Source organism: Streptomyces luomodiensis (genome assembly GCF_031679605.1).
In the GTDB taxonomy this organism is placed as follows: Bacteria; Actinomycetota; Actinomycetes; order Streptomycetales; family Streptomycetaceae; genus Streptomyces; species Streptomyces luomodiensis.
In genome coordinates this window covers 8,078,138-8,095,910 of record NZ_CP117522.1, presented here as the reverse complement: position 1 = coordinate 8,095,910, position 17,773 = coordinate 8,078,138, and the positions used below count along the sequence as shown (strand labels likewise).

The window sequence follows — 17,773 nt, the reverse complement described above, 5'->3', positions numbered from 1 at the left end:
ACGGACACACCGCCACCTTCTTCCGTCAGGTTGTGGTCGTGCAGCATCCTGATGTTGATCAGCTATGGACGGAAGTAACGCCCACTGCGAATCCTCTGAACCAGGTACCAGCGCGGTTCGAGAATGGATGGTCATGACAACGGCGACCGTACGAGTCGACAAGAACTTCCGTATCGGTGCTATCGACCGCCGCATCTTCGGATCCTTCATCGAGCACATGGGCCGTGGCGTCTACGGCGGTGTGTACGACCCCGGACACCCGTCGGCGGTGGCGGACACGGGCTTCCGGGGCGACGTACTGGAGCTGACCCGGGAACTCGGGGCCACCACGATCCGCTACCCCGGCGGGAACTTCGTCTCCAGCCACCGCTGGGAAGACGGCGTCGGTCCGCTGGAGAACCGTCCTCGCACGGTCGACCTGGCATGGCGCACCGTTGAGACCAACGCGTTCGGGCTCCATGAGTTCATGGACTGGACCGACCGCGCCGGGGTGGACCCGTACATGGTGGTCAACCTGGGCACCCGGGGCCCTGGCGAAGCGGCCGCTCTCGTGGAGTACTGCAACGTGGCGAAGGGGACCACACTGGCCGAGCTGCGCCAGAAGAACGGCGCGGCCGACCCGTTCGGGGTGCGGCTGTGGGGTCTCGGTAACGAGATGGACGGGTCCTGGCAGGTCGGGCACCGGAGCGCACGTTCCTACGGCGAGGTGGCCGGCCAGGCGGCTCAGGCCATGAAGCTCGTGGACAGCAGCATCGAGACGGTGCTGTGCGGCAGTTCCAACATGACGATGTCCACGTACGCGAGTTGGGAAGCCGAGGCCCTGGACGCGGCCTATGAGCACGTCGACTACGTGTCGCTGCACCAGTACTACGACCCCGAGAAGTACGACGAGCAGTCCTTCCTGGCCTCCGCGTGCGCCATGGACCGGCACATCGAGGATGTCATCGCGGCGGTGGACTTCGTACGGGCACGCCAGCGCCGGCAGCGCCGCATCCACCTGGCGTACGACGAATGGAACGTGTGGTACCAGTCCCGGTTCCGGGAGCCGTACGAGTGGTCGTCGATGTCCGACGGCCCCCGCGCCATCATCGAGGACGACTTCACGGTCAGGGACGCCGTGGTCGCGGGAAGCCTGCTGATGACACTGCTGCGCCACGCCGACCGGGTGCGTATCGCCTGCCAGGCGCAACTGGTCAACGTCATCGCGCCGATCAGGACGTTCGGCGCCACGTCCGCCTGGAAACAGCCGATCTTCCATCCGTTCGCCCTCACCGCCCGCCACGCCCGTGGCGATGTGCTGCGGCCCGAACTCAGCGCTCCGACGATCGACACGGACAGGTTCGGCCCCGTCCCCGCCGTGGACGTGGTGGCGACGCACGACGAGACCGACGGCGGTATCGCCCTGTTCGCCGTCAACCGAAGCCGGCAGCCCATCACTCTGCACGGCACGGCCACCGGCTTCGGCCGGCTGGCCGTCACCGGACACCAGGCGCTGGCGGACGACGACACCTCGGCCGTCAACACCCCTGAGAACCCGCTGCGGGTGCGACCGCGAGACCTCCCGATCACCTCGGCCGAGGCGGGGAACTGCCGGCAGACCCTTCCCCCCGTCTCGTGGAACCTCATCACCCTCGCTCCAGCCGCTCCATGAGCCAGTGACGTGTGCTGGACGCGCCGCGCACGGCCACCCGGGAGGACTGAGACATGGATACGTACCGCCCGCCCCGCAGCCCTGTGACGCGACAGCAGGCCGACACCGTGCTGCAACGCGTCCTGCTCCCCGGCGACCAGGCAGAACGGGGTCATGTGTCCCTGCTGCTGGAAACTTCGGGAGGGCCGACGGCGGCCTCCCGGGAGGGAATGGCGCTCGCAGGCGGCGACACGGTGTCCTTCTGCGGCTATCTCAACGCGTTCCCCGCGGGTTACTGGGCCCGCTGGTCGATTCTGGACCGGGTGCGCCTGAGCCTGTCGCTGGTGGGGGACGTGGTGGTCACGGTGCACCGTTCCTCCGCCGACGGCGAGGCCGACGTGGCGGCGGAGATCCGGCACCGCGGCCAGGGCGACGTTCACATCGAGCTGCCGCTGGCGGGTTTCGACGACGGCGGCTGGTACTGGTTCGACATCGCCCCGCAAGGGCAGCAGGAGGCGCGGCTCCTGCGAGGATCGTGGAACGCCCTGACCCCGGCACCGGGCCGGGCCGCGGCAGTCGTCGGGATGCCGACCTTCAACCGCCCGCGGGACTGCCTGGCGACCATGCGGGTGGTGGCCGGCCATCCGGCGCTGCGGGCCGTGGTCAAGCGACTGGTGGTGGTGGACCAGGGCAGTGACAAGGTCACCGCGCAGCCGGGGTTCCCAGACCTGGCAGCCGACCTCGGCGAGCAGCTTCTCGTGGTCGACCAGCCCAACCTGGGCGGCAGCGGAGGATACGCGCAGGTGATGCGGCGCGCGTTGGACGAACCCGAGTGCGAGCAGATCGTCTTCATGGACGACGACATCGTGCTGGAGCCGGACTGTGTGCTGCGTGGCATCGCGTTCGCGCGCTACGCCGCTCGTCCGCTGCTCGTCGGCGGACAGATGCTGAATCGGGAGATCCCGTCACAGCTCTATGTCATGGGAGAACTCATCGACCGGCGCGCCTTCACCTGGCTGAAGCCGGCGCATTCGGAGTACGACCACGACTTCTCGGCACACCCACTCCGTGCCACACCGTGGCTGCACCGGCGCATCGACGTCTCCTACAACAGCTGGTGGACCTGCGTCATCCCCAGGACGGTGGCGGAGCAGGTCGGCGGGCCCCTGCCGCTGTTCCTCAAGTGGGACGACGTGGAGTACGGCCTGCGAGCCAAGAGCCGGGGATTCCCCACCGTCTCCGTTCCCGGTATCGCGGTCTGGCACGAGCCCTGGTGGAAGAAGGACGAGGAGAACAACTGGCAGACGTACTTCCACAGCCGCAACAGGATGGTGACGGCGGCGCTGCACGGGCGGTTGTCGCATTTCCCCGTGCTCTTCGGTGCTCATCTGATGGACACCCTCCGCCACCTCGTGAGCATGCAGTACTGGAACGTCGCCCTGCGCAGCGCCGGAATCCGGGACTTCCTGGCAGGCCCCGACGCCCTGTCGTCGTCGCTGCCCACCGCCAGGCAGCGCGCGGCGCGGGTGTACGAGCGCTTCGCACCGGTGGCCGGGCCGGTCGAGGTCACCGAGGAAACCCACGACGACGGCGCCGGGGACCTTCCCCGGCAGGTGGCACAGCCGCCCGGAACCTCCGGAGCGTCCGTCCTGCGCCTGGTGGCGGAACTCGTCCGGGGTTGTCTTCCCGTCTCCGGCGGACATACCGCCGGCGGACACCCCCGCCTGTCCACCGACCAGGCGGCATGGCACGTTCTGGCCGCTCTCGGTGGCGCGACGGTCACCAGCCCCGACGGATCTCACTGGACCCGCAGAGAACGTCGGCCGGATGTCTTTCGCAGGCTTCTGGTCCAGACGCTGACCAGCCACGGCAGGCTCGCCCTCGCGTTCCCCCGGATGCGATCGACGTACCGGCGACATCGCCGACGGCTCGAATCGCTGCGCCGGCCCTGAACGCACCAGTCGTTGTGATCGCTCGGAGGGATGGAGCATCGAGATGGACCTACTCGTTGTCGGATCCGGACTGTTCGGCCTCACTATCGCCGAGCGATGCGCTGCCGAGCTCGGCCTTCGCGTCACGGTGCTGGAACGCCGTTCCCATATCGGAGGCAACGCATACAGCGAGGCCGATCCGGAAACCGGAATAGAGGTGCATCGCTACGGGTCGCACCTGTTCCATACGTCCAATGACAGAGTATGGACCTATGTGAACCGGTTCACCGAGTTCAGCGATTACCAGCACCGCGTGTATACGGTGCACGGCGGCAAGATCTACTCCATGCCCATCAATCTCGGCACCATCTGCAGTTTCTTCGGCAGAGTGCTGGCGCCGGATGAGGCACGCGCCCTGATCAGGGAACAAGCGGCCGAGACGGCCGATCCCCACACACTCGAGGGCAAGGCCGTCTCCATGATCGGCCGTCCCCTCTACGAGGCATTCATCCGGCACTACACGGCGAAACAGTGGCAAACCGACCCGCGCGACCTCCCTGCCGAGATCATCGGCAGGCTTCCGGTGCGCTACACATTCGACGGCAGGTATTTCTCCGACACCTACGAGGGGTTGCCGAAGGACGGGTACGGCGCCTGGCTGCGGAACATGGCCGACCACCCGAACATCGAGGTACGGCTCGACACCGATTTCTTCGAGCACCGGAAAGAGGTGCCGCCCGGCGTTCCCATTGTCTACACCGGTCCCTTGGACCGGTATTTCGACTACGCGGAAGGCGAGTTGGGATGGCGCACCCTCGACTTCCAGACCGAGGTGCGGGCAACGGGTGACTTCCAGGGCACCTCGGTCGTGAACTACGCGGATCCGGACGTGCCGTTCACCCGGATACATGAGTTCAGGCACCTGCATCCGGAGCGGGATCACTACCCTGCCGACAAGACGGTGATCATGCGCGAGTTCTCACGATTCGCCGAGCGCTCGGACGAGCCCTACTACCCCATCAATTCGCGGAACGACCGGAAGATCCTTTCCCGTTACCGGGAGCTGGCCCGGAGCGAGCCCGATGTGTTCTTCGGGGGACGCCTCGGCACCTACAAGTATCTGGACATGCATATGGCCATCGGCTCGGCGCTGAGTCTCTTTGACAACCACCTTCTGCCGCGCTTCGCCACACGCCTCCGCTCATGAGTATCGAGGTCGTTGTCTGCGCACCGCGAGCGATCACCCGCGAGGGGCTGCGCACCATGCTGAGTGCGGCGCCGCGCGTGTCGGTCGTGGACGTCACGACGGATCCCCGCGACAGCTTCGCCGTCTGGCGGACCACGCACTCGGACCTCGTCGTCGCCGACCTTTCGGCGACCAGCGGTGAGATGGGCGAGGTGATGCGCTGGCTCGGGGCCGACAGCGAGGTCTGCCCGCCGGTGCTCGCGGTCTCCCACGAGACGACCGCCGCCGCGACGAACGCTCTGCTCGAGTCCGGAGTCCGGGGTGTCATCGCGGGCGACGCCGATTCGGTCGAGATGATCCGGGCCGTTGAGGCGGTGGCGAACGGGGACATCTACGTGATGCCGTCCCTGGCCGGTGATCTCATCAACTGGCTCAGGGCGAGGACGGCCATCGTGGACCGCGTGCTCCAAGTGCGGGCTCAGATACTCACCCGCCGGGAGCGCGAAATCGTGGTGACGCTCGCCCTGGGCAACTCACTGGACGACACCGCACGCACCTTGTTCATCAGTTCGTCGACCGTCCGCACCCACCTGTACAGAATCCGCCAGAAGCTGCATGTGCGTGACCGGGCCGAGCTCGTCTCCTTCGCGTTCCGGGCCGGTATCGTCAGTCCGCTGGACGGGGTATGCGCGGGATCGACGTCGTATACCCCGTCGGCTTGAGCGGGTGACCTCACGGGCGGCTGCCCGATTCCGTCCATGGGCTGTCGTTCGCCGTACGACGGGCCGGGAGCACCGGCCGCGGCCGGGTGAAGACGCCCTCCCACAGGCCCTGGACCAGGTACCGGACGAACCGGTCCTTCCGGCGGGCGTTCTTCGCCTGCGACCAGATTCCCGTCCAGAACGCCTCGGCGGCGCGTTCCCGGCCCCGGGCGGAGGCGAGTCGACGGTGCTTGAGGATCCAGATCCGGTTGCGGACATCGAAACGCAGACGGGGACCGAGGTCCTTCCACTCCGGCTTGTCCGGATGCACCACGATGCTGGTGGTGCTGGCGAGTCCGCCGGCGAGGGTCTGGAGCCGGGAGGTGTACTCCGAGTCGTCCCACCAGATGAAGAAGTCGGCGATGGGAAGGTAGGTGCTGCCGGCCGTCTCCAGATTGATGAGCACGCCCACGAAGGTCGAATGCGCCGCCGGGTAGGTGTCGGGGGGCGTGGGCAGTCCATGGTTCTCCGCCACGGGTATGCGCAGCGGAATGTGACTGGGGATCTTGGTTCCGTCGGGTGCGAGTACCGTCGACGCGACGAAGCCGGGCTTGTCCCCCGTGGCGTGCATGGCGGACAGCAGCGGCTCCAAGGCGTCTTCCCTCGGCTCGGCGTCGTCGTCCATGAGCCAGGCGAAGCTGTGGCCATGCCCGAGCAGGGTGTCGACCCCCAGCGAGAAGCCGCCGGCGCCGCCGATGTTGGTCGGACTCCGCACCACCGTGACGGAGGGAAACTCACGGCGCACCATGTCGACGCTGCCATCGCTCGAATCGTTGTCGACGACCAGGATCTCGTCCAGCGGCCGAGTCTGCGCGAGCAGCGCCGACAGGCACTTCCTCAGAAGGTCGCACCTGTTGTGCGAGACGACAAGGGCCGCGACGGTCATGGCTCCTCCTTGTGGTTGTCGCTGTCATGCCGATGCGGTGTGCGGGACGCGCCGATCGGGATGGGCCGGACCGCTCCGGCCCACACCGATCGGCCGATCCCCATGTCGTGTGGGGGGAGCCGGCTACTCTCCCCAGTCCTCCTCGACATCCGGAGCGAGGGCCAGCAGGAGCGGGTCCACGCTGACCACCTCGAGCTCGCTGCGGCATTCGCCGCATTCGATGATCTCGTTGAGTACCACGGTGTCCTGGTACCGGATCGGGCTTTCGCACATCGGGCAGTCCAGCTTCACGCTGTCCGACTGATCCATGGTTTCCGTTGTCATTTCTCCACCGCCTTGCGTTGGTCGTGCACGGTATTTCCGTTCTTCGGGGTCAGCCGACGCTCATACAGCTTCTGGTAGTACGGCAGGTGGTACTGGAAGAAGTCACGCAGGAGAGGGTGGTTGTCCACCGTGTCCGGATAGCTCGTCCCCACGTCCGCGAAACCGGTCGTGCGGCTGGTGTGTTCGTGCCAGCGGCTGGTCCGCTGCCACTGCGGCAGCAGGCCGGCCTGCCAGGACATGGCCGCCGGGGCGAACCGCAGCCCGACGGCGTCGCAGTATGCCCGCACCGTGGTCGCCGGGTCCGCCACCAGTTCCTCGGAGCTGATCACCACCGGTTCGGTTCCGGTGGCCGCGTGTACCGCGTCATAGATTTCCGCCAGCCGGCCGAAGCCGATGTCGTCCCGGCCCACATCGGGGTTCAGGGCGTAGTGGGAGGCGATGACCGGTGCCGGGTGGCGCACGATGAAGGTGTGGGTGGCCTCGCGCAGGAACGCCGTGTCCGCCAGCAGTCCCTCGTAGCGGAAGTCGGTGGTGTCCTTGAAGAACACCGGACCCTTAGCGGCCTGCCGGCGGATCGCGGCGATGAGCTCGTCCTCGCTGCGCACCTCGCGCTCGCCGACCGTGGCGTGACCGAAGTCGAGCAGATGGGAGAACGGCTCGTGCAGCACGGTGTGGTCGCCGCGCTCGACCATCATGCGCAGAAACGCGGTGGACCGTGACCGCGGAGCGCTCCACAGCGCCAGGACGCTCGGCGGCCGCGTCATGACAGCCGCCCCTGCGTCGCCGCCCACGCCCTGCCCGGCCCCTGCGCGCCCGGGGCGGGTCGTGGCATGGCCGGGAGGGACGCGGGCAGCGCGGTGAGCGCTTCGGCGAGTACCGCGATCGACCGGTGGTACTCGACGAGCACGATGTGCTCGTCTTCCGTGTGGTCCAGCCGGCTGTCACCGGGACCGTAGGTGGCCATCGGAACCTCCCAGTACTCAGCGACGGTGTTCATGTCCGAGGTGGCGGTCTTGACCTTGGCGCGCGGTAGCAGGTCCTGCCCGCGGATCGCGCGCGTCAGCGCACGGACCACCGGGTCGGTCCGCCGCACCCGGCACGCCGGTACCGCGTGGACGACGCTCACCTCGCCCCGCCCGACCCGCTGCCGGAGTTCCCCGGCACAGGCGTCGGCGTCGAAGCCCGGCGGGGTCCGGACGGTGAGGTGTGCCGAGGCGGTCGTCAGGTCGCCGCTCAGTTCGGTGAGCGTGACGCCGGGGCGGTCGAAGGCGAAATGGGAGGCGGGGCCGAGCATCTCCAGCAGCGACCGCCACGCCAGCACCGCCAGTTCCGTCGCCCGCGGCTCCGGACTGGTCGGGTGTGCCGCGGGACAGCGCACGTCGTACCGGAGGTCGAGCCGTCCCTTGTAGCCCAGGACCACGGTGTCCACGCCGCTCGGCTCGCCGACGATCAGCGCGTCCGGACGGTGGCCACGGCGGACGTACTCGGTGGCACCACGCGAGCCCGGCGTCTCCTCCTCCACCGCCGCGACCAGGCGCAGTCGCCCCCGGAAGGAGTGCGCGTTGACGGCGGCGCACACCATGGCCGCCAGCGGCCCCTTCGCGTCCACCGTGCCGCGCCCGTAGAGGCGGCCGTCGGCACATCTCACCCGGGGCGTGCCCGGGGCGGTGTCCATGTGGGCCAGCAGCAGGACGGTCGGCCCCGGCCCGCGGTCCAGCTCACCGATCACGTTGCCGGCCGGGTCCACGGAGGCGGTGAAGCCCCAGCTCCGTAAGCGTTCCACCAGATAACGCGCCAGCGCGGCCTCGTGGTACGACGGCGACGGGATCTCGACGATATGGCGCAACAGCTCGGTCGCCTCGCTCGCGGAGACCTCGGGACGTCCGTTCATCCATGCCTCCGCACACCGTCGGATGCCCTCTTCAGGGTGGTTCCGCCACCCTCCATCGCCGCGCGTACCGGGTGGTCCAGCCGCCCGTCCGCCACCACCACGCGGGGCACGCCCGTACGCAGCGCCCGCTCCCCGGCGTGCACCTTCACGGCCATGCCGCCCGCCAGCTCGGCGTCGGCGGTACCGCCGTCCACGTGGCACACCGGCAGCACGGATGCCTCGTCGTGCGGATCGCGGAGTACGCCGGGGGCTGCCGTCAGCATGATCAGGCTCGTTGCCGACAGGGCCGAGGCGACGGCGGCCGCCATGCGGTCGGCGTCGACGTTCACGGCGGCGCCGTCCTCGGTGATCGCGGGTGGGGAGAGGACCGGCACCACGTCCGAGGCGAGCATCTGCCGCAGGAGAGGGGTGTTCACGCGCTCGATGAGCCCGGCGTGGTTGTCCCGGACGACCACGACGCGACCGTCGACGACGGTCCGTGTGACGGCCTTGCGCCGGGCGAGGACCAGGCCCGCGTCCATGCCGGTCAGTCCCGCCGCCGGTACCGACACTTTCGCCAGCTCGCTGACGAACCTGGGTTTGACCACGCCGCCGAGGGCCAGTTGCACCACTTCCAGCATGGCCTGGTCGGTGTGCCGGGCCACCGTCCCGTTCGTGGCACGCAGCCGGCGCCGCGGTACCCCGAGCCGGTCGGCGAACCGATCGATGTCCACCGAGCCTCCGTGGACCAGCACCACCCGGTGGCCCGTCGAGCGCAGCCAGGCCAGATCGCGGCACACCGCCCGTGGCTCGACCGCCGTGTGTCCCCCGCACTTCACCACCGTGAGCTCCGCCATCGCCACCTCCTCAGATCGGGTGCAGTCCGGGAAACGTGAGCCCGAGCTCTTCGGGCCAGCCCATGCGCAGGTTCATGCACTGCACGGCGTTGCCCGCGCCGCCCTTCATCAGGTTGTCCAGCGCTCCGACGGCGATGGCCGCGTCGGCTGTGCCGAGGCCGGTGCCCGTCGCGAAGCCGACGTCGCAGAGGTTGGAGCCGGACAGGATCTTCGGCTCGGGGAAGCGGTAGTTGCCGCGTTTCGCGGCCACCACGCGCACGAACCGCTCGTCCTGGTAGTGGTGGCGGTAGGCCCTGCGTACCGCCATCTCGTCCACGCCCTCGCGCAGGGCCACATGGCAGACGACCTGGACGCCGCGCACCGCCTCGAACCCGGTCGCCGTCATGGTCACGGTTCGCCCGGTCTCCTGGCTGATCTCGGCCTCGTGGCGGTGTCCCACGGGTGCGAAGACCCGCATCGCGCCGCTGCGTTCGGCGTGGAGGTTCTGCTCGCCCGCGCCGGCGCCCGCGCCGCTCGAACCGGTGCGTGCGTCCACCACGACCCGGCCCGTGATCAGGTCACCGGCGGCCAGCGGATGCAGAGCCAGGATGGCCGCCGCGGCGGTGCACCCCGGTACCGCGATGCGGTCGGCGCCGCGCAGCTCGGCCCGGTGCAGCTCCGGCAGTCCGTACACGAAGGAGTCCAACGCGCCGGGGGTGTCATGGGGAAGGCCGTAATAGCGCTGGAAGACGGCCGGATCGCGCAGCCGGAAGTCGGCGGACAGGTCGATGACCAGTTTCGCCAGGCCACTGTGGCGGGTGAGCCAGCCCATCGTCTCGGTGTGCCGCATGGCCAGGAAGGCCACGTCGTAGTCGCTCAGGTGCTCCGGGGCGAGGAACCGCTGGTCCGTCAGGCCACGCAGGTTGGGGTGGCTGCCGTCGATCCGGCGGCCGGCCAGCCGCGTGGAGGTGACCGCGGCGACCTCGACCCGCGGGTGGAGCAGCAGCAGGCGCAGCAGTTCGCCGCCGATGTATCCGGCGCCTCCGACGACGGCCACCCGGATACTCATCGGACCTCCCGCAGGACGTGGTCCACCAGGCGTGCGGCGACATCGACCCGGTCCGCCGCCGCGGCCTGGAGCCCCGCGAACTCGACACGGTGGTTGACCTCCAGTACCCGCACGCCACCGTCGTCGGTCTCGATCAGGTCCACCCCCGCGATGTCGGCGCCGACGCAGTCGGCCGCCGCAACCGCCGTCGTGGCCACGTCCGCACTCGGTTCGCAGTACGTCCCGCGACCGCCCAGGGCGACGTTGCCCCGCCAGTCGGCGCCGCGTCGCCACATCGCCGCCACCGGTTCGCCGCCGGCCACCAGCACCCGCAGTTCACGCCCGCCGCCGATGTACTCCTGCACGCATACGACGCGGGACTGGGGATGGGGCAGCGCGGCGACGTATTCCAGCAGGGTCCGGCCCGTCCGCCGGTCGGGGACGAACGCGACCATCCGGCCCCACGAGCCGACCAGGGGCTTGAGCACGGCCGGGTAGCCGATGGCGTCGAGCGCGTCCAGTGCCGCGTCCGGACTCAACGCGAGCACGGTGCGCGGCGTCCGCAGGCCCGCTCGGTCGAATGCCAGGGCACTGCGCCACTTGTCCCCGCACACCTCGGTGGCCTCGGCCGAGTTGCAGACCCGCACTCCCTGGGCTTGCAGCGCGCGGGCGGTGTGGACCGAGCGGTAGAAGCCGATCTCCCGGTTGATCGCCAGTCGCCACCGTCCGGCGGGGGCCCGCGTATCGGTCCACAGCGTCCGGACGTCGACCTGTTCGCAGCAGACGCCGCGGCGCTGGAGCTCGGTGAGGATGCGCTTCTCCTCGACGCCCACCCGCGAGGCGAGTACGGCGACCGCGTCCCCGGCCACTGGTGCGCTCATACCGTCGTCCTCCGCCTGTCGGTCCGCAGTGCGCGCCGGATGTGGTCGGCGATCCCCGCCGCCGTGAGCCCCACCGCGTCGAGCAGTTGTTCCTGGGTTCCGGGGGTGTGCCCGAAACCGTCCGGAAAGCCGAGCCGGACCAGGGGTGGGCCGCACGCGTCGGCCAGTACCTCGGCGACCGTGGAGCCCAGGCCGCCGGTGCGCCAGTGCTCCTCGACCGTGACGACCAGTCGGGCGGTCAGGACCGTGTGAAGCAGCGCGGCCGGGTCGAACGGTTTGAGCGTGTGCGCCTGGACCACCGATACGTGGATGTCCTCGTGGTGGTGGAGCGCGTCCGCGGCGGCCAGCGAGCGCAGGGTGGGCAGCGGGCCCGTGGCCACGATGACCACGTCGTCTCCGCTGCGCATCTGCTGGAGCTCGCCCACGACCGGCTCGCCGTCGGTGCGGGGAAGGGGCTGGGTGGCTTTCCGGCCGAGGCGGACGTAGGCGGGGCCCGAGCGGTGTCGCACCTGCTCCAGCAGGCTGACGGTGGCCGCGGCGTCGCCGGGTACCAGGACCGTCATGTTGGGCAGGGTCCGCATCACCGCCAGATCCTCCAGCGCATGGTGGGTCGGGCCCAGGTGACCGGCGGCCACGCCGCCGTGGGTGGCCACGACGCACACGGGCAACCCGTTGTACGCGATGTCGATCTTCACTGACTCAACGGCCCGGCTGGCGGCGAAGGCGGCCATCGTGTTGACGTACGGCCGCCATCCGGAGGCGGCCAGTCCCGCGGCGACTCCCATGGCGTTCTGCTCGGCGATGCCCAGATTCAGGTAGCGCTCGGCGGCGGGACCGAAGTCCGCGCCCGCGAAGAGGCCGGTGTCGGTGTCCACGCAGACCACCCGGGGGTCGGTGCGCATCAGCTGGATCAGATGGTCGCGGTAGGCGGTACGGGTGGCGACCGGCCGGTTCATGCTCGTCCTCCCCGCCGCGCGCCGATGTCGAGTATGCGATGTGCCCGCTGGCGGTTCTCCTCGGAGAGCGTGACGTAGTGGCCGGCCGGCTTTCCGGCGAGGAACGGCAGCCCACGGCCCTTCACCGTGTGCGCGATGACGACGCTGGGCCTGCCCGGCACCCAGGGTGTGCGGGCCAGCGCGTCCGACACGGCCGCGTGGTCGTGTCCGTCCACCTCCCGCACCTCCCAGCCGAAGGCGCGCCAGCGCTCGGCCGGCGGTCCGGCCGGACAGACCTGGTCGGTCTCGCCGGCGAGCTGGAGTCCGTTGCGGTCCACGATGGCCACCAGGTTGTCGACGCCGTGTCCCGCACCGGCCATCACCGCTTCCCAGCACGAGCCTTCCTGCAACTCGCCGTCGCCCAGGAGGACGAAGGTGCGGCGGCGGCTCCCCGCCCAGCGCGCGGCCATCGCGAAGCCGATGCCGAGCGACAGGCCGTGTCCGAGCGAGCCGGTCGGCAGCTCCACGCCGGGCACCGCGGTCACCGGGTGTCCCATCAGCCGTCCCCGCCGGGTCCCGAAGCCGCCCAGCTCCGCCACCGGCAGGAAGCCGCGCTCGGCCAGCGTGGCGTAGAGCGCGATGGCCGCGTGCCCCTTGCTCAGCAGGAAGATGTCCCGGTCCGGATGGTGTGGGCGCGCCGGGTCGACACGCAGTACGGAGAAGTACAGGACCGCGAGGATGTCCGCCGCCGACATGGACCCGCCCAGGTGTCCGCCCTCCGGCGTGGCGCACATGTCCACGATGTGATGGCGGATGCGGTGCGACACCGCTTCCAGGTCCGCACGGCCGGCGGCGGTGGGCTCCAGCGGATGCTCGGCGGCCTCCCGTACGTCCGGTCTCGCCATCGGCGTCATGCCGCCGCCCTCGCCATCGACTCGACGGTCGGGAGGTGGTGCCAGACCTTCTCGAACGCGGTGGCGTACCGCTCCAGCAGCTCACCCGCGGCCGGGTGCAGATGTCTGCGCTGGAGGGTGAGCGAGTCCTCGACGATGCCGGTGGCCACCGGATGGGGTGCGCTCGGTGGCGGTGGCGCGCCGGTCCAGGGGTGACCGCGCCCGATGCCGGCCTGGTCGGTGAAGACCTTCTGCTCGGGCAGCGGCATCACCTGGTACCGGGACACCGGCACGCCTTCGGCGCGCAGCAACCGGTGGAGGGTGCGCCGGAAGCCCACGGGGCTCACCCCGTCCATGCCCGCCGCCACCGGATCGAACCGGAAGCGCAGGATGTGCCACGCGTGGGTGGCACCGGGGTGGACCGTGGGCACGGTGATCCCCGGCAGCTCGGCGATCCTGGCCAGGAACGGCGGGATGGTGCGCTGCCGAGCGGCCTCGTACGCGGCGAACCTGTCGAGCTGGGACAGCGCGAACGCGGCCTGGAGCGGGTTCATCTTGTGGTTCCAGCCCAGGATGCGGCTCACGTAGTCGCGCTCCCTGCCGGGGACCATCTCCTCGCCGAACTGGCGGGCCAGCGTGGCGCGTTCGGCCACCTCGGGGTCCGATGTGGTGAGCAGTCCGCCCTCTCCGCAGGTGGGCAGGTTCTTGGTGACCTGAAGGCTGAAGGCCGCGCAGTCGCCGAGCGAGCCGACGGGCCGGCCGCGCCACATCGCGCCGTGTGCCTGCGCCGCGTCCTCGATGACGGCCAGACCGTGCCGTGCCGCCAATACGCCCACGGCGTCCATGTCGGCCGGGTGCCCGTGCAGATGGACGGGGATGATCGCGGCCGTGCGCTCGGTGATCAGCTCCGCGGCCGACCGGGGGTCGAGGGTCATGGTGACCGGGTCGACGTCGGCGAAGACCGGCACCGCCGACAGGTGCAGCGGGGCCAGTCCGGTGGCGATGAAACTGAGCGCGGGCACGATCACTTCGTCTCCCGGCCCCACACCCAGTGCGTACAGCGCGGTGGCCAGCGCGGTCGTGCCGTTGGAGGTGGCGACGCAGTGCGGGACGCCGCAGAACTCGGCCCAGCGGGCCTCCAGTTCGCTCACCGCGGTCGGTCCGTCGGTGTTGGACACCAGCCGGCCACCGTCCAAGGCCGCGAACAGCGCCGCCCGGTCCTCCTCAGTGATCACCGGCCAGGGCAGGTCGCGTGCGCCCGGCGGCACGGCCGGCGTCCCGCCGAACGCGGCGAGCCTCGCCCGTCTGCCTACGGCCGTGCCCGTCGGCCGTTGCGTGGTACTCACTACACCCTCCCTGGTCGCATGCTCGTCACGTCGCGCGACGCGGGTCGTGTCATCACAACTCCCGCACCGCTTCGTCGACCGCCGCCAGGGCGACGTCGTAGGACCGGCTGAGCCGGTCGAAGTGGCGCAGCAGCCGCTCCGGCGACTTCCTCGGCCCCGGGGGCGAGGCGCTCCAGTGAGCCGCGCACACCCGTACCGCCGTCCAGCTGTGCGCCACGTGCTCCACCCGCCGTCCGGCCTCGGCCAGCCGGGGCAGCTCCCATGCGAAACCGCACCGCCGCAGCAGTTCCCCGTGCAGGGCGGCCTGGGCCTGCTGGCTCCAGCCGTGGGTGTAGACCTCGCCGAGCGTCGGGACGGCCGCGGCCCGTACGGCGTGGGCGAGCAGGTCCCGGTAGCGGCGCAGACCGTCCCGGCCGGCCCAGTGGGATGCCGGGGTGGCCCCGTCCTGGGTGAAGCCGCGCAGGTTCTCCGTCAGCACCTCGCGCAGCCGTTGCCTGGTCAGCGGTGGGCTCGGCGCGTCCAGCCGGACCTGGAGCCAGCGCCCGCCAACGGGTTGGCCGCTGAAGAATCTGTCCTGGTGGTCGGGTGGGCAGGGGGAATCGCACGCGCGCAGCAGGTCCTCGACGGCGAGGGTGCCGTGGAAAGCGGGCGGCATGGCGTCGGAGACGTGGACCGTACCGGAGTCGCGGTCCACGGCACAGAGCACCAGCAGGTGGGCGGCGTGGACATCGTGATACGCGGGCCGGAACGGCAGGTGGTAGTTGTCGACGACGACGATCGGCAGCTCACCGCATTCCAGCGCGTCCTGCCAGGGCGTGAGGGGATCGGAGGCGTGCAGTGCGTGCCACCGGGACGTCACCTTCAGGTACGGCAGTACGCTGCGGGCGAGGTCACCGGGGACGCGGCACGGCCAGTAGAACTCCTCCGGCCGCACATCCCCCGGCAGGTAACGGAACTCCCATGCCTGGCCGAGGGCGGCCAGCGGGTCCTCGCCCGCGTGGATCAGCACCGTGGCCAGTGTCGACTGCAGGCAGCTCACCGGGTCCCGGTACCACTGGGCCACTTCATCGTGTCCACGCGTCGCATCAGTCGGCACCGTGGGACCTCCGCTCCGCCTCGCACAAGGTCATGGCGAGGATGTGGACGGCGAGGTTGTCCGGGAACCGGACGGCGCGCAGCCGCCCTCTGCGGGTGACCGGGACCCGCTGGGACCAGACGGTCGCCGGCACGTTCCGTTGGACGTGGCGGGGATAGTGCATGACGGTGGTGGTGAAGGCCGCGGTCTCACCGAACGCCGCGGGGGCCACCCAGAAGTCGGACACCCGCAGCGGTTCGAAGTCCACGGCACCGTCGGCGAAGTGCAGGGCCATCTCGTCCTCGACCCTGCGCTCGGCGGTGGTGAGCAGATAGACCCAGTCGTACGCACCGCGGGGCACCGGCGCCACTTGCCCGTCGCACCGTACGTTGTCGTATCGGTCGCCGTCGGCCGGCGGCAGGAGAAACGGAACACCCTCGACGGTGACGCGCTGTCCGCACGGCAGTTCGGGCGCGGGCAGCGAGTTGCGCCAGACGTTGAACGCACCCGCGGAGGTGTTGTCCGGCCTCGTCAATCCCACGTTGTTGTACCACGCCGACAGGTCGATGCACTGGAAGCCCGCAGCCACACCACACCACCACTCATCTCATCACGCTTCGCCTCGGGGACGTCCGCTAGTCGCGCAGTGCGGCCGTGGGGTCGAGCCGGAGCATGGTCCAGGAGGTCGGCGGCAGCTGCGCGAGGAGCTTGTGATCAGCGATCTCGTGCTCCTTGCTGGGCTCCGGCACGACCTGCTCCGGGTGCGCCTCCGTGTTGGTGGCGTCGAGCCGGGTACCGCCCATCACCACATGCTCGACGACCGACATCTCCGGCAGGGCCCGCATCGCGACCTGGAGTGTCATCGGCTCGCTGTGCCGGTTCACCGCGAAGACGGCGACGGCACCGGACTCCGGATCGTGAGTGGCCAGCACGTCGACCGCCGGCACATCGCCGTACGTGGCCGAGTGCAGCTTCTCCACCCGCGGCTCGATCCGCAGGACGTCGCCGCGGGCGTACCGCGCCATCAGCGCGAAGGGATAGAAGGTGGTCTGGCGCCAGGCTTCGCTGCCGGGCTCGGCACGAATCGGGGCGATCACATTGACCAGCTCCGACAGGCAGGCGACCGTCACCCGATCGCTGTGCCTGAGCAGGCTCATCAATATGCCCGCGACCGCCACCGCGTCCTCGGCCGTATAGGTGTCCTCGATCAGCCGTGGCGCGAACTCCCAGGTGAGGCTCTGGTCGGCGTACCGGTCGTCGATGCTGAACCGGCTCTCGTACCAGATGTTCCACTCGTCGAAGGCCACCTGGAGCTTCTTCTTCGACCGCTGCTTCGCGCCGACGTAGTCCGAGGTGGCCACCGCCGCGTCGATCAGCTCCTCGATGACCAGGCCGGAGGCGAGGTATCCGGCGCGGTCGCCTTCGATGGGTTCGAAGTAGCCGTGCAGGGATACGTAGTCCACATACTCATAGGCGTGCTCGAGTACGGTGGCCTGCCAGCTGTTCATGGTCGGCAGGAAGCGCCAGGAGCTGGCGCAGGAGACCACCTCGATGGTCGGGTCGATCCGCTTCATCGCCTTGGCCGTCTCGGCCGCGGCGAGACCGTACTCCACGGCCGACTTCTGCCCGATCTGCCACGGGCCGTCCTGCTCATTGCCGATGCACCACAACTTGATGCCGTACGGGTCCCGGACACCGTGTGAGATGCGCAGGTCCGAGTACTTCGTACCACTGGGGAAGTTGGTGTACTCGAGCAGGTTGCACGCGTCGGCGAGACCGCGGGTGCCGAAGTTCACCACCATCATCGGTTCGGCGTCGGCCAGCCGCGTCCACGACATGAACTCATTCAGGCCGAAGGTGTTGGGTTCGATCTCCCGCCATGCCAGTTCGAGGCGGGTCGGGCGTTCCTCGACGGGACCGACGGTGTCCTCCCAGTCGAGGCTGGAGACGAAGTTCCCACCGGGATAGCGGGCCATGGTGACGCCCAGTTCGCGGGTCAGTTGGAGGACGTCCTGGCGCAGGCCGGCGGCGTCGGCCTTGGGGTGGCCGGGCTCGTAGACGCCGCCGTACACACAGCGGCCCATGTGCTCCACCAGGGCGCCGAACATCCGGGGCGGCACCGGTGCGATCGTGAAGCTGGGTTCGAGAGTGACGTCGCAGTTGCTCATGGC

General features: G+C 69.8%; 17 protein-coding genes. 4 read left to right on the top strand and 13 right to left on the bottom strand.

The features are described 5' to 3' along the window. Positions 1 to 133 precede the first annotated feature (133 nt). The 4 genes from arfA (PS467_RS34320) to PS467_RS34305 are packed head-to-tail and all read left to right on the top strand — an operon-like array spanning position 134 to position 5,469. Positions 134 to 1,651 (top strand): arabinosylfuranosidase ArfA, encoded by a 1,518-nt coding sequence (gene arfA, locus PS467_RS34320; RefSeq protein ID WP_311038470.1) that lies wholly within the window; start codon positions 134 to 136, stop codon positions 1,649 to 1,651. A gap of 53 nt (positions 1,652 to 1,704) precedes the next feature. Then, the gene (locus tag PS467_RS34315) at positions 1,705 to 3,582 is read left to right on the top strand and encodes a glycosyltransferase (protein ID WP_311038469.1); all 1,878 of its coding nucleotides are present in this window, start codon (positions 1,705 to 1,707) and stop codon (positions 3,580 to 3,582) included. Positions 3,583 to 3,625: 43 nt separating this feature from the next. Beyond that, the gene (glf, locus tag PS467_RS34310) at positions 3,626 to 4,768 is read left to right on the top strand and encodes a UDP-galactopyranose mutase (protein WP_311038468.1); all 1,143 of its coding nucleotides are present in this window, start codon (positions 3,626 to 3,628) and stop codon (positions 4,766 to 4,768) included. Continuing rightward, complete coding sequence (locus PS467_RS34305; RefSeq protein ID WP_311038467.1) at positions 4,765 to 5,469, top strand: response regulator transcription factor; 705 nt, start codon at positions 4,765 to 4,767, stop codon at positions 5,467 to 5,469. The genes glf and PS467_RS34305 overlap by 4 nt, the downstream gene beginning before the upstream one ends. Positions 5,470 to 5,479: 10 nt before the next feature. Here PS467_RS34305 and PS467_RS34300 read toward each other — a convergent pair whose 3' ends face one another. From PS467_RS34300 to arfA (PS467_RS34240), 13 genes are all read right to left on the bottom strand, one after another. After that, entirely contained in the window at positions 5,480 to 6,394 is a 915-nt protein-coding gene (locus PS467_RS34300) for a glycosyltransferase family 2 protein (protein WP_311038466.1), read from the bottom strand. Positions 6,395 to 6,517: 123 nt separating this feature from the next. Continuing rightward, a complete protein-coding gene (gene lysW / locus PS467_RS34295) occupies positions 6,518 to 6,718 on the bottom strand; it encodes a lysine biosynthesis protein LysW (protein ID WP_268975574.1) in 201 nt (66 codons plus the stop codon). Beyond that, on the bottom strand, positions 6,715 to 7,482 hold the full coding sequence (locus tag PS467_RS34290) for a sulfotransferase-like domain-containing protein (RefSeq protein WP_311038465.1): 768 nt from the start codon (positions 7,480 to 7,482) through the stop codon (positions 6,715 to 6,717). The genes lysW and PS467_RS34290 overlap by 4 nt, the downstream gene beginning before the upstream one ends. Continuing rightward, positions 7,479 to 8,609 carry a M20/M25/M40 family metallo-hydrolase gene (locus tag PS467_RS34285; RefSeq protein WP_311038464.1) on the bottom strand — a complete coding sequence of 377 codons (1,131 nt, stop codon included), beginning with the start codon at positions 8,607 to 8,609 and terminating at the stop codon, positions 7,479 to 7,481. Before PS467_RS34285 ends, PS467_RS34290 begins: the two co-directional genes overlap by 4 nt. Further along, a complete protein-coding gene (locus PS467_RS34280; protein ID WP_311038463.1) occupies positions 8,606 to 9,445 on the bottom strand; it encodes a [LysW]-aminoadipate kinase in 840 nt (279 codons plus the stop codon). Before PS467_RS34280 ends, PS467_RS34285 begins: the two co-directional genes overlap by 4 nt. A 10-nt stretch (positions 9,446 to 9,455) precedes the next feature. Continuing rightward, positions 9,456 to 10,493, bottom strand: coding sequence for an N-acetyl-gamma-glutamyl-phosphate reductase (gene argC, locus PS467_RS34275; RefSeq protein WP_311038462.1), 1,038 nt, complete (start codon positions 10,491 to 10,493; stop codon positions 9,456 to 9,458). Continuing rightward, a complete protein-coding gene (locus tag PS467_RS34270) occupies positions 10,490 to 11,353 on the bottom strand; it encodes a RimK family alpha-L-glutamate ligase (RefSeq protein ID WP_311038461.1) in 864 nt (287 codons plus the stop codon). The genes argC and PS467_RS34270 overlap by 4 nt, the downstream gene beginning before the upstream one ends. Further along, positions 11,350 to 12,309: a transketolase family protein gene (locus PS467_RS34265; protein ID WP_311038460.1), complete on the bottom strand. Its 960-nt coding sequence runs from the start codon at positions 12,307 to 12,309 to the stop codon at positions 11,350 to 11,352. Before PS467_RS34265 ends, PS467_RS34270 begins: the two co-directional genes overlap by 4 nt. Beyond that, positions 12,306 to 13,193: a transketolase gene (locus tag PS467_RS34260; protein WP_311038459.1), complete on the bottom strand. Its 888-nt coding sequence runs from the start codon at positions 13,191 to 13,193 to the stop codon at positions 12,306 to 12,308. Before PS467_RS34260 ends, PS467_RS34265 begins: the two co-directional genes overlap by 4 nt. 5 nt (positions 13,194 to 13,198) lie before the next feature. Beyond that, entirely contained in the window at positions 13,199 to 14,527 is a 1,329-nt protein-coding gene (locus tag PS467_RS34255) for a DegT/DnrJ/EryC1/StrS family aminotransferase (protein ID WP_311038458.1), read from the bottom strand. A 52-nt stretch (positions 14,528 to 14,579) separates the two neighbouring features. Continuing rightward, the gene (locus tag PS467_RS34250) at positions 14,580 to 15,566 is read right to left on the bottom strand and encodes a BtrH N-terminal domain-containing protein (RefSeq protein ID WP_311038457.1); all 987 of its coding nucleotides are present in this window, start codon (positions 15,564 to 15,566) and stop codon (positions 14,580 to 14,582) included. A gap of 46 nt (positions 15,567 to 15,612) precedes the next feature. Further along, positions 15,613 to 16,191: a beta-sandwich domain-containing protein gene (locus PS467_RS34245; protein ID WP_311038456.1), complete on the bottom strand. Its 579-nt coding sequence runs from the start codon at positions 16,189 to 16,191 to the stop codon at positions 15,613 to 15,615. Positions 16,192 to 16,237: 46 nt separating this feature from the next. Continuing rightward, on the bottom strand, positions 16,238 to 17,770 hold the full coding sequence (arfA, locus tag PS467_RS34240) for an arabinosylfuranosidase ArfA (RefSeq protein WP_311038455.1): 1,533 nt from the start codon (positions 17,768 to 17,770) through the stop codon (positions 16,238 to 16,240). Between the last annotated feature and the right edge of the window lie 3 nt (positions 17,771 to 17,773).

What these genes read in the sequence shown, in the direction of transcription:
- arfA (WP_311038470.1), top strand. Translation starts at nt 134, where the DNA reads ATGACAACGGCGACCGTACGAGTCGACAAGAACTTCCGTATCGGTGCT.
- PS467_RS34315 (WP_311038469.1), top strand. Translation starts at nt 1,705, where the DNA reads ATGGATACGTACCGCCCGCCCCGCAGCCCTGTGACGCGACAGCAGGCC.
- glf (WP_311038468.1), top strand. Translation starts at nt 3,626, where the DNA reads ATGGACCTACTCGTTGTCGGATCCGGACTGTTCGGCCTCACTATCGCC.
- PS467_RS34305 (WP_311038467.1), top strand. Translation starts at nt 4,765, where the DNA reads ATGAGTATCGAGGTCGTTGTCTGCGCACCGCGAGCGATCACCCGCGAG.
- PS467_RS34300 (WP_311038466.1), bottom strand. Translation starts at nt 6,394, where the DNA reads ATGACCGTCGCGGCCCTTGTCGTCTCGCACAACAGGTGCGACCTTCTG.
- lysW (WP_268975574.1), bottom strand. Translation starts at nt 6,718, where the DNA reads ATGACAACGGAAACCATGGATCAGTCGGACAGCGTGAAGCTGGACTGC.
- PS467_RS34290 (WP_311038465.1), bottom strand. Translation starts at nt 7,482, where the DNA reads ATGACGCGGCCGCCGAGCGTCCTGGCGCTGTGGAGCGCTCCGCGGTCA.
- PS467_RS34285 (WP_311038464.1), bottom strand. Translation starts at nt 8,609, where the DNA reads ATGAACGGACGTCCCGAGGTCTCCGCGAGCGAGGCGACCGAGCTGTTG.
- PS467_RS34280 (WP_311038463.1), bottom strand. Translation starts at nt 9,445, where the DNA reads ATGGCGGAGCTCACGGTGGTGAAGTGCGGGGGACACACGGCGGTCGAG.
- argC (WP_311038462.1), bottom strand. Translation starts at nt 10,493, where the DNA reads ATGAGTATCCGGGTGGCCGTCGTCGGAGGCGCCGGATACATCGGCGGC.
- PS467_RS34270 (WP_311038461.1), bottom strand. Translation starts at nt 11,353, where the DNA reads ATGAGCGCACCAGTGGCCGGGGACGCGGTCGCCGTACTCGCCTCGCGG.
- PS467_RS34265 (WP_311038460.1), bottom strand. Translation starts at nt 12,309, where the DNA reads ATGAACCGGCCGGTCGCCACCCGTACCGCCTACCGCGACCATCTGATC.
- PS467_RS34260 (WP_311038459.1), bottom strand. Translation starts at nt 13,193, where the DNA reads ATGGCGAGACCGGACGTACGGGAGGCCGCCGAGCATCCGCTGGAGCCC.
- arfA (WP_311038455.1), bottom strand. Translation starts at nt 17,770, where the DNA reads ATGAGCAACTGCGACGTCACTCTCGAACCCAGCTTCACGATCGCACCG.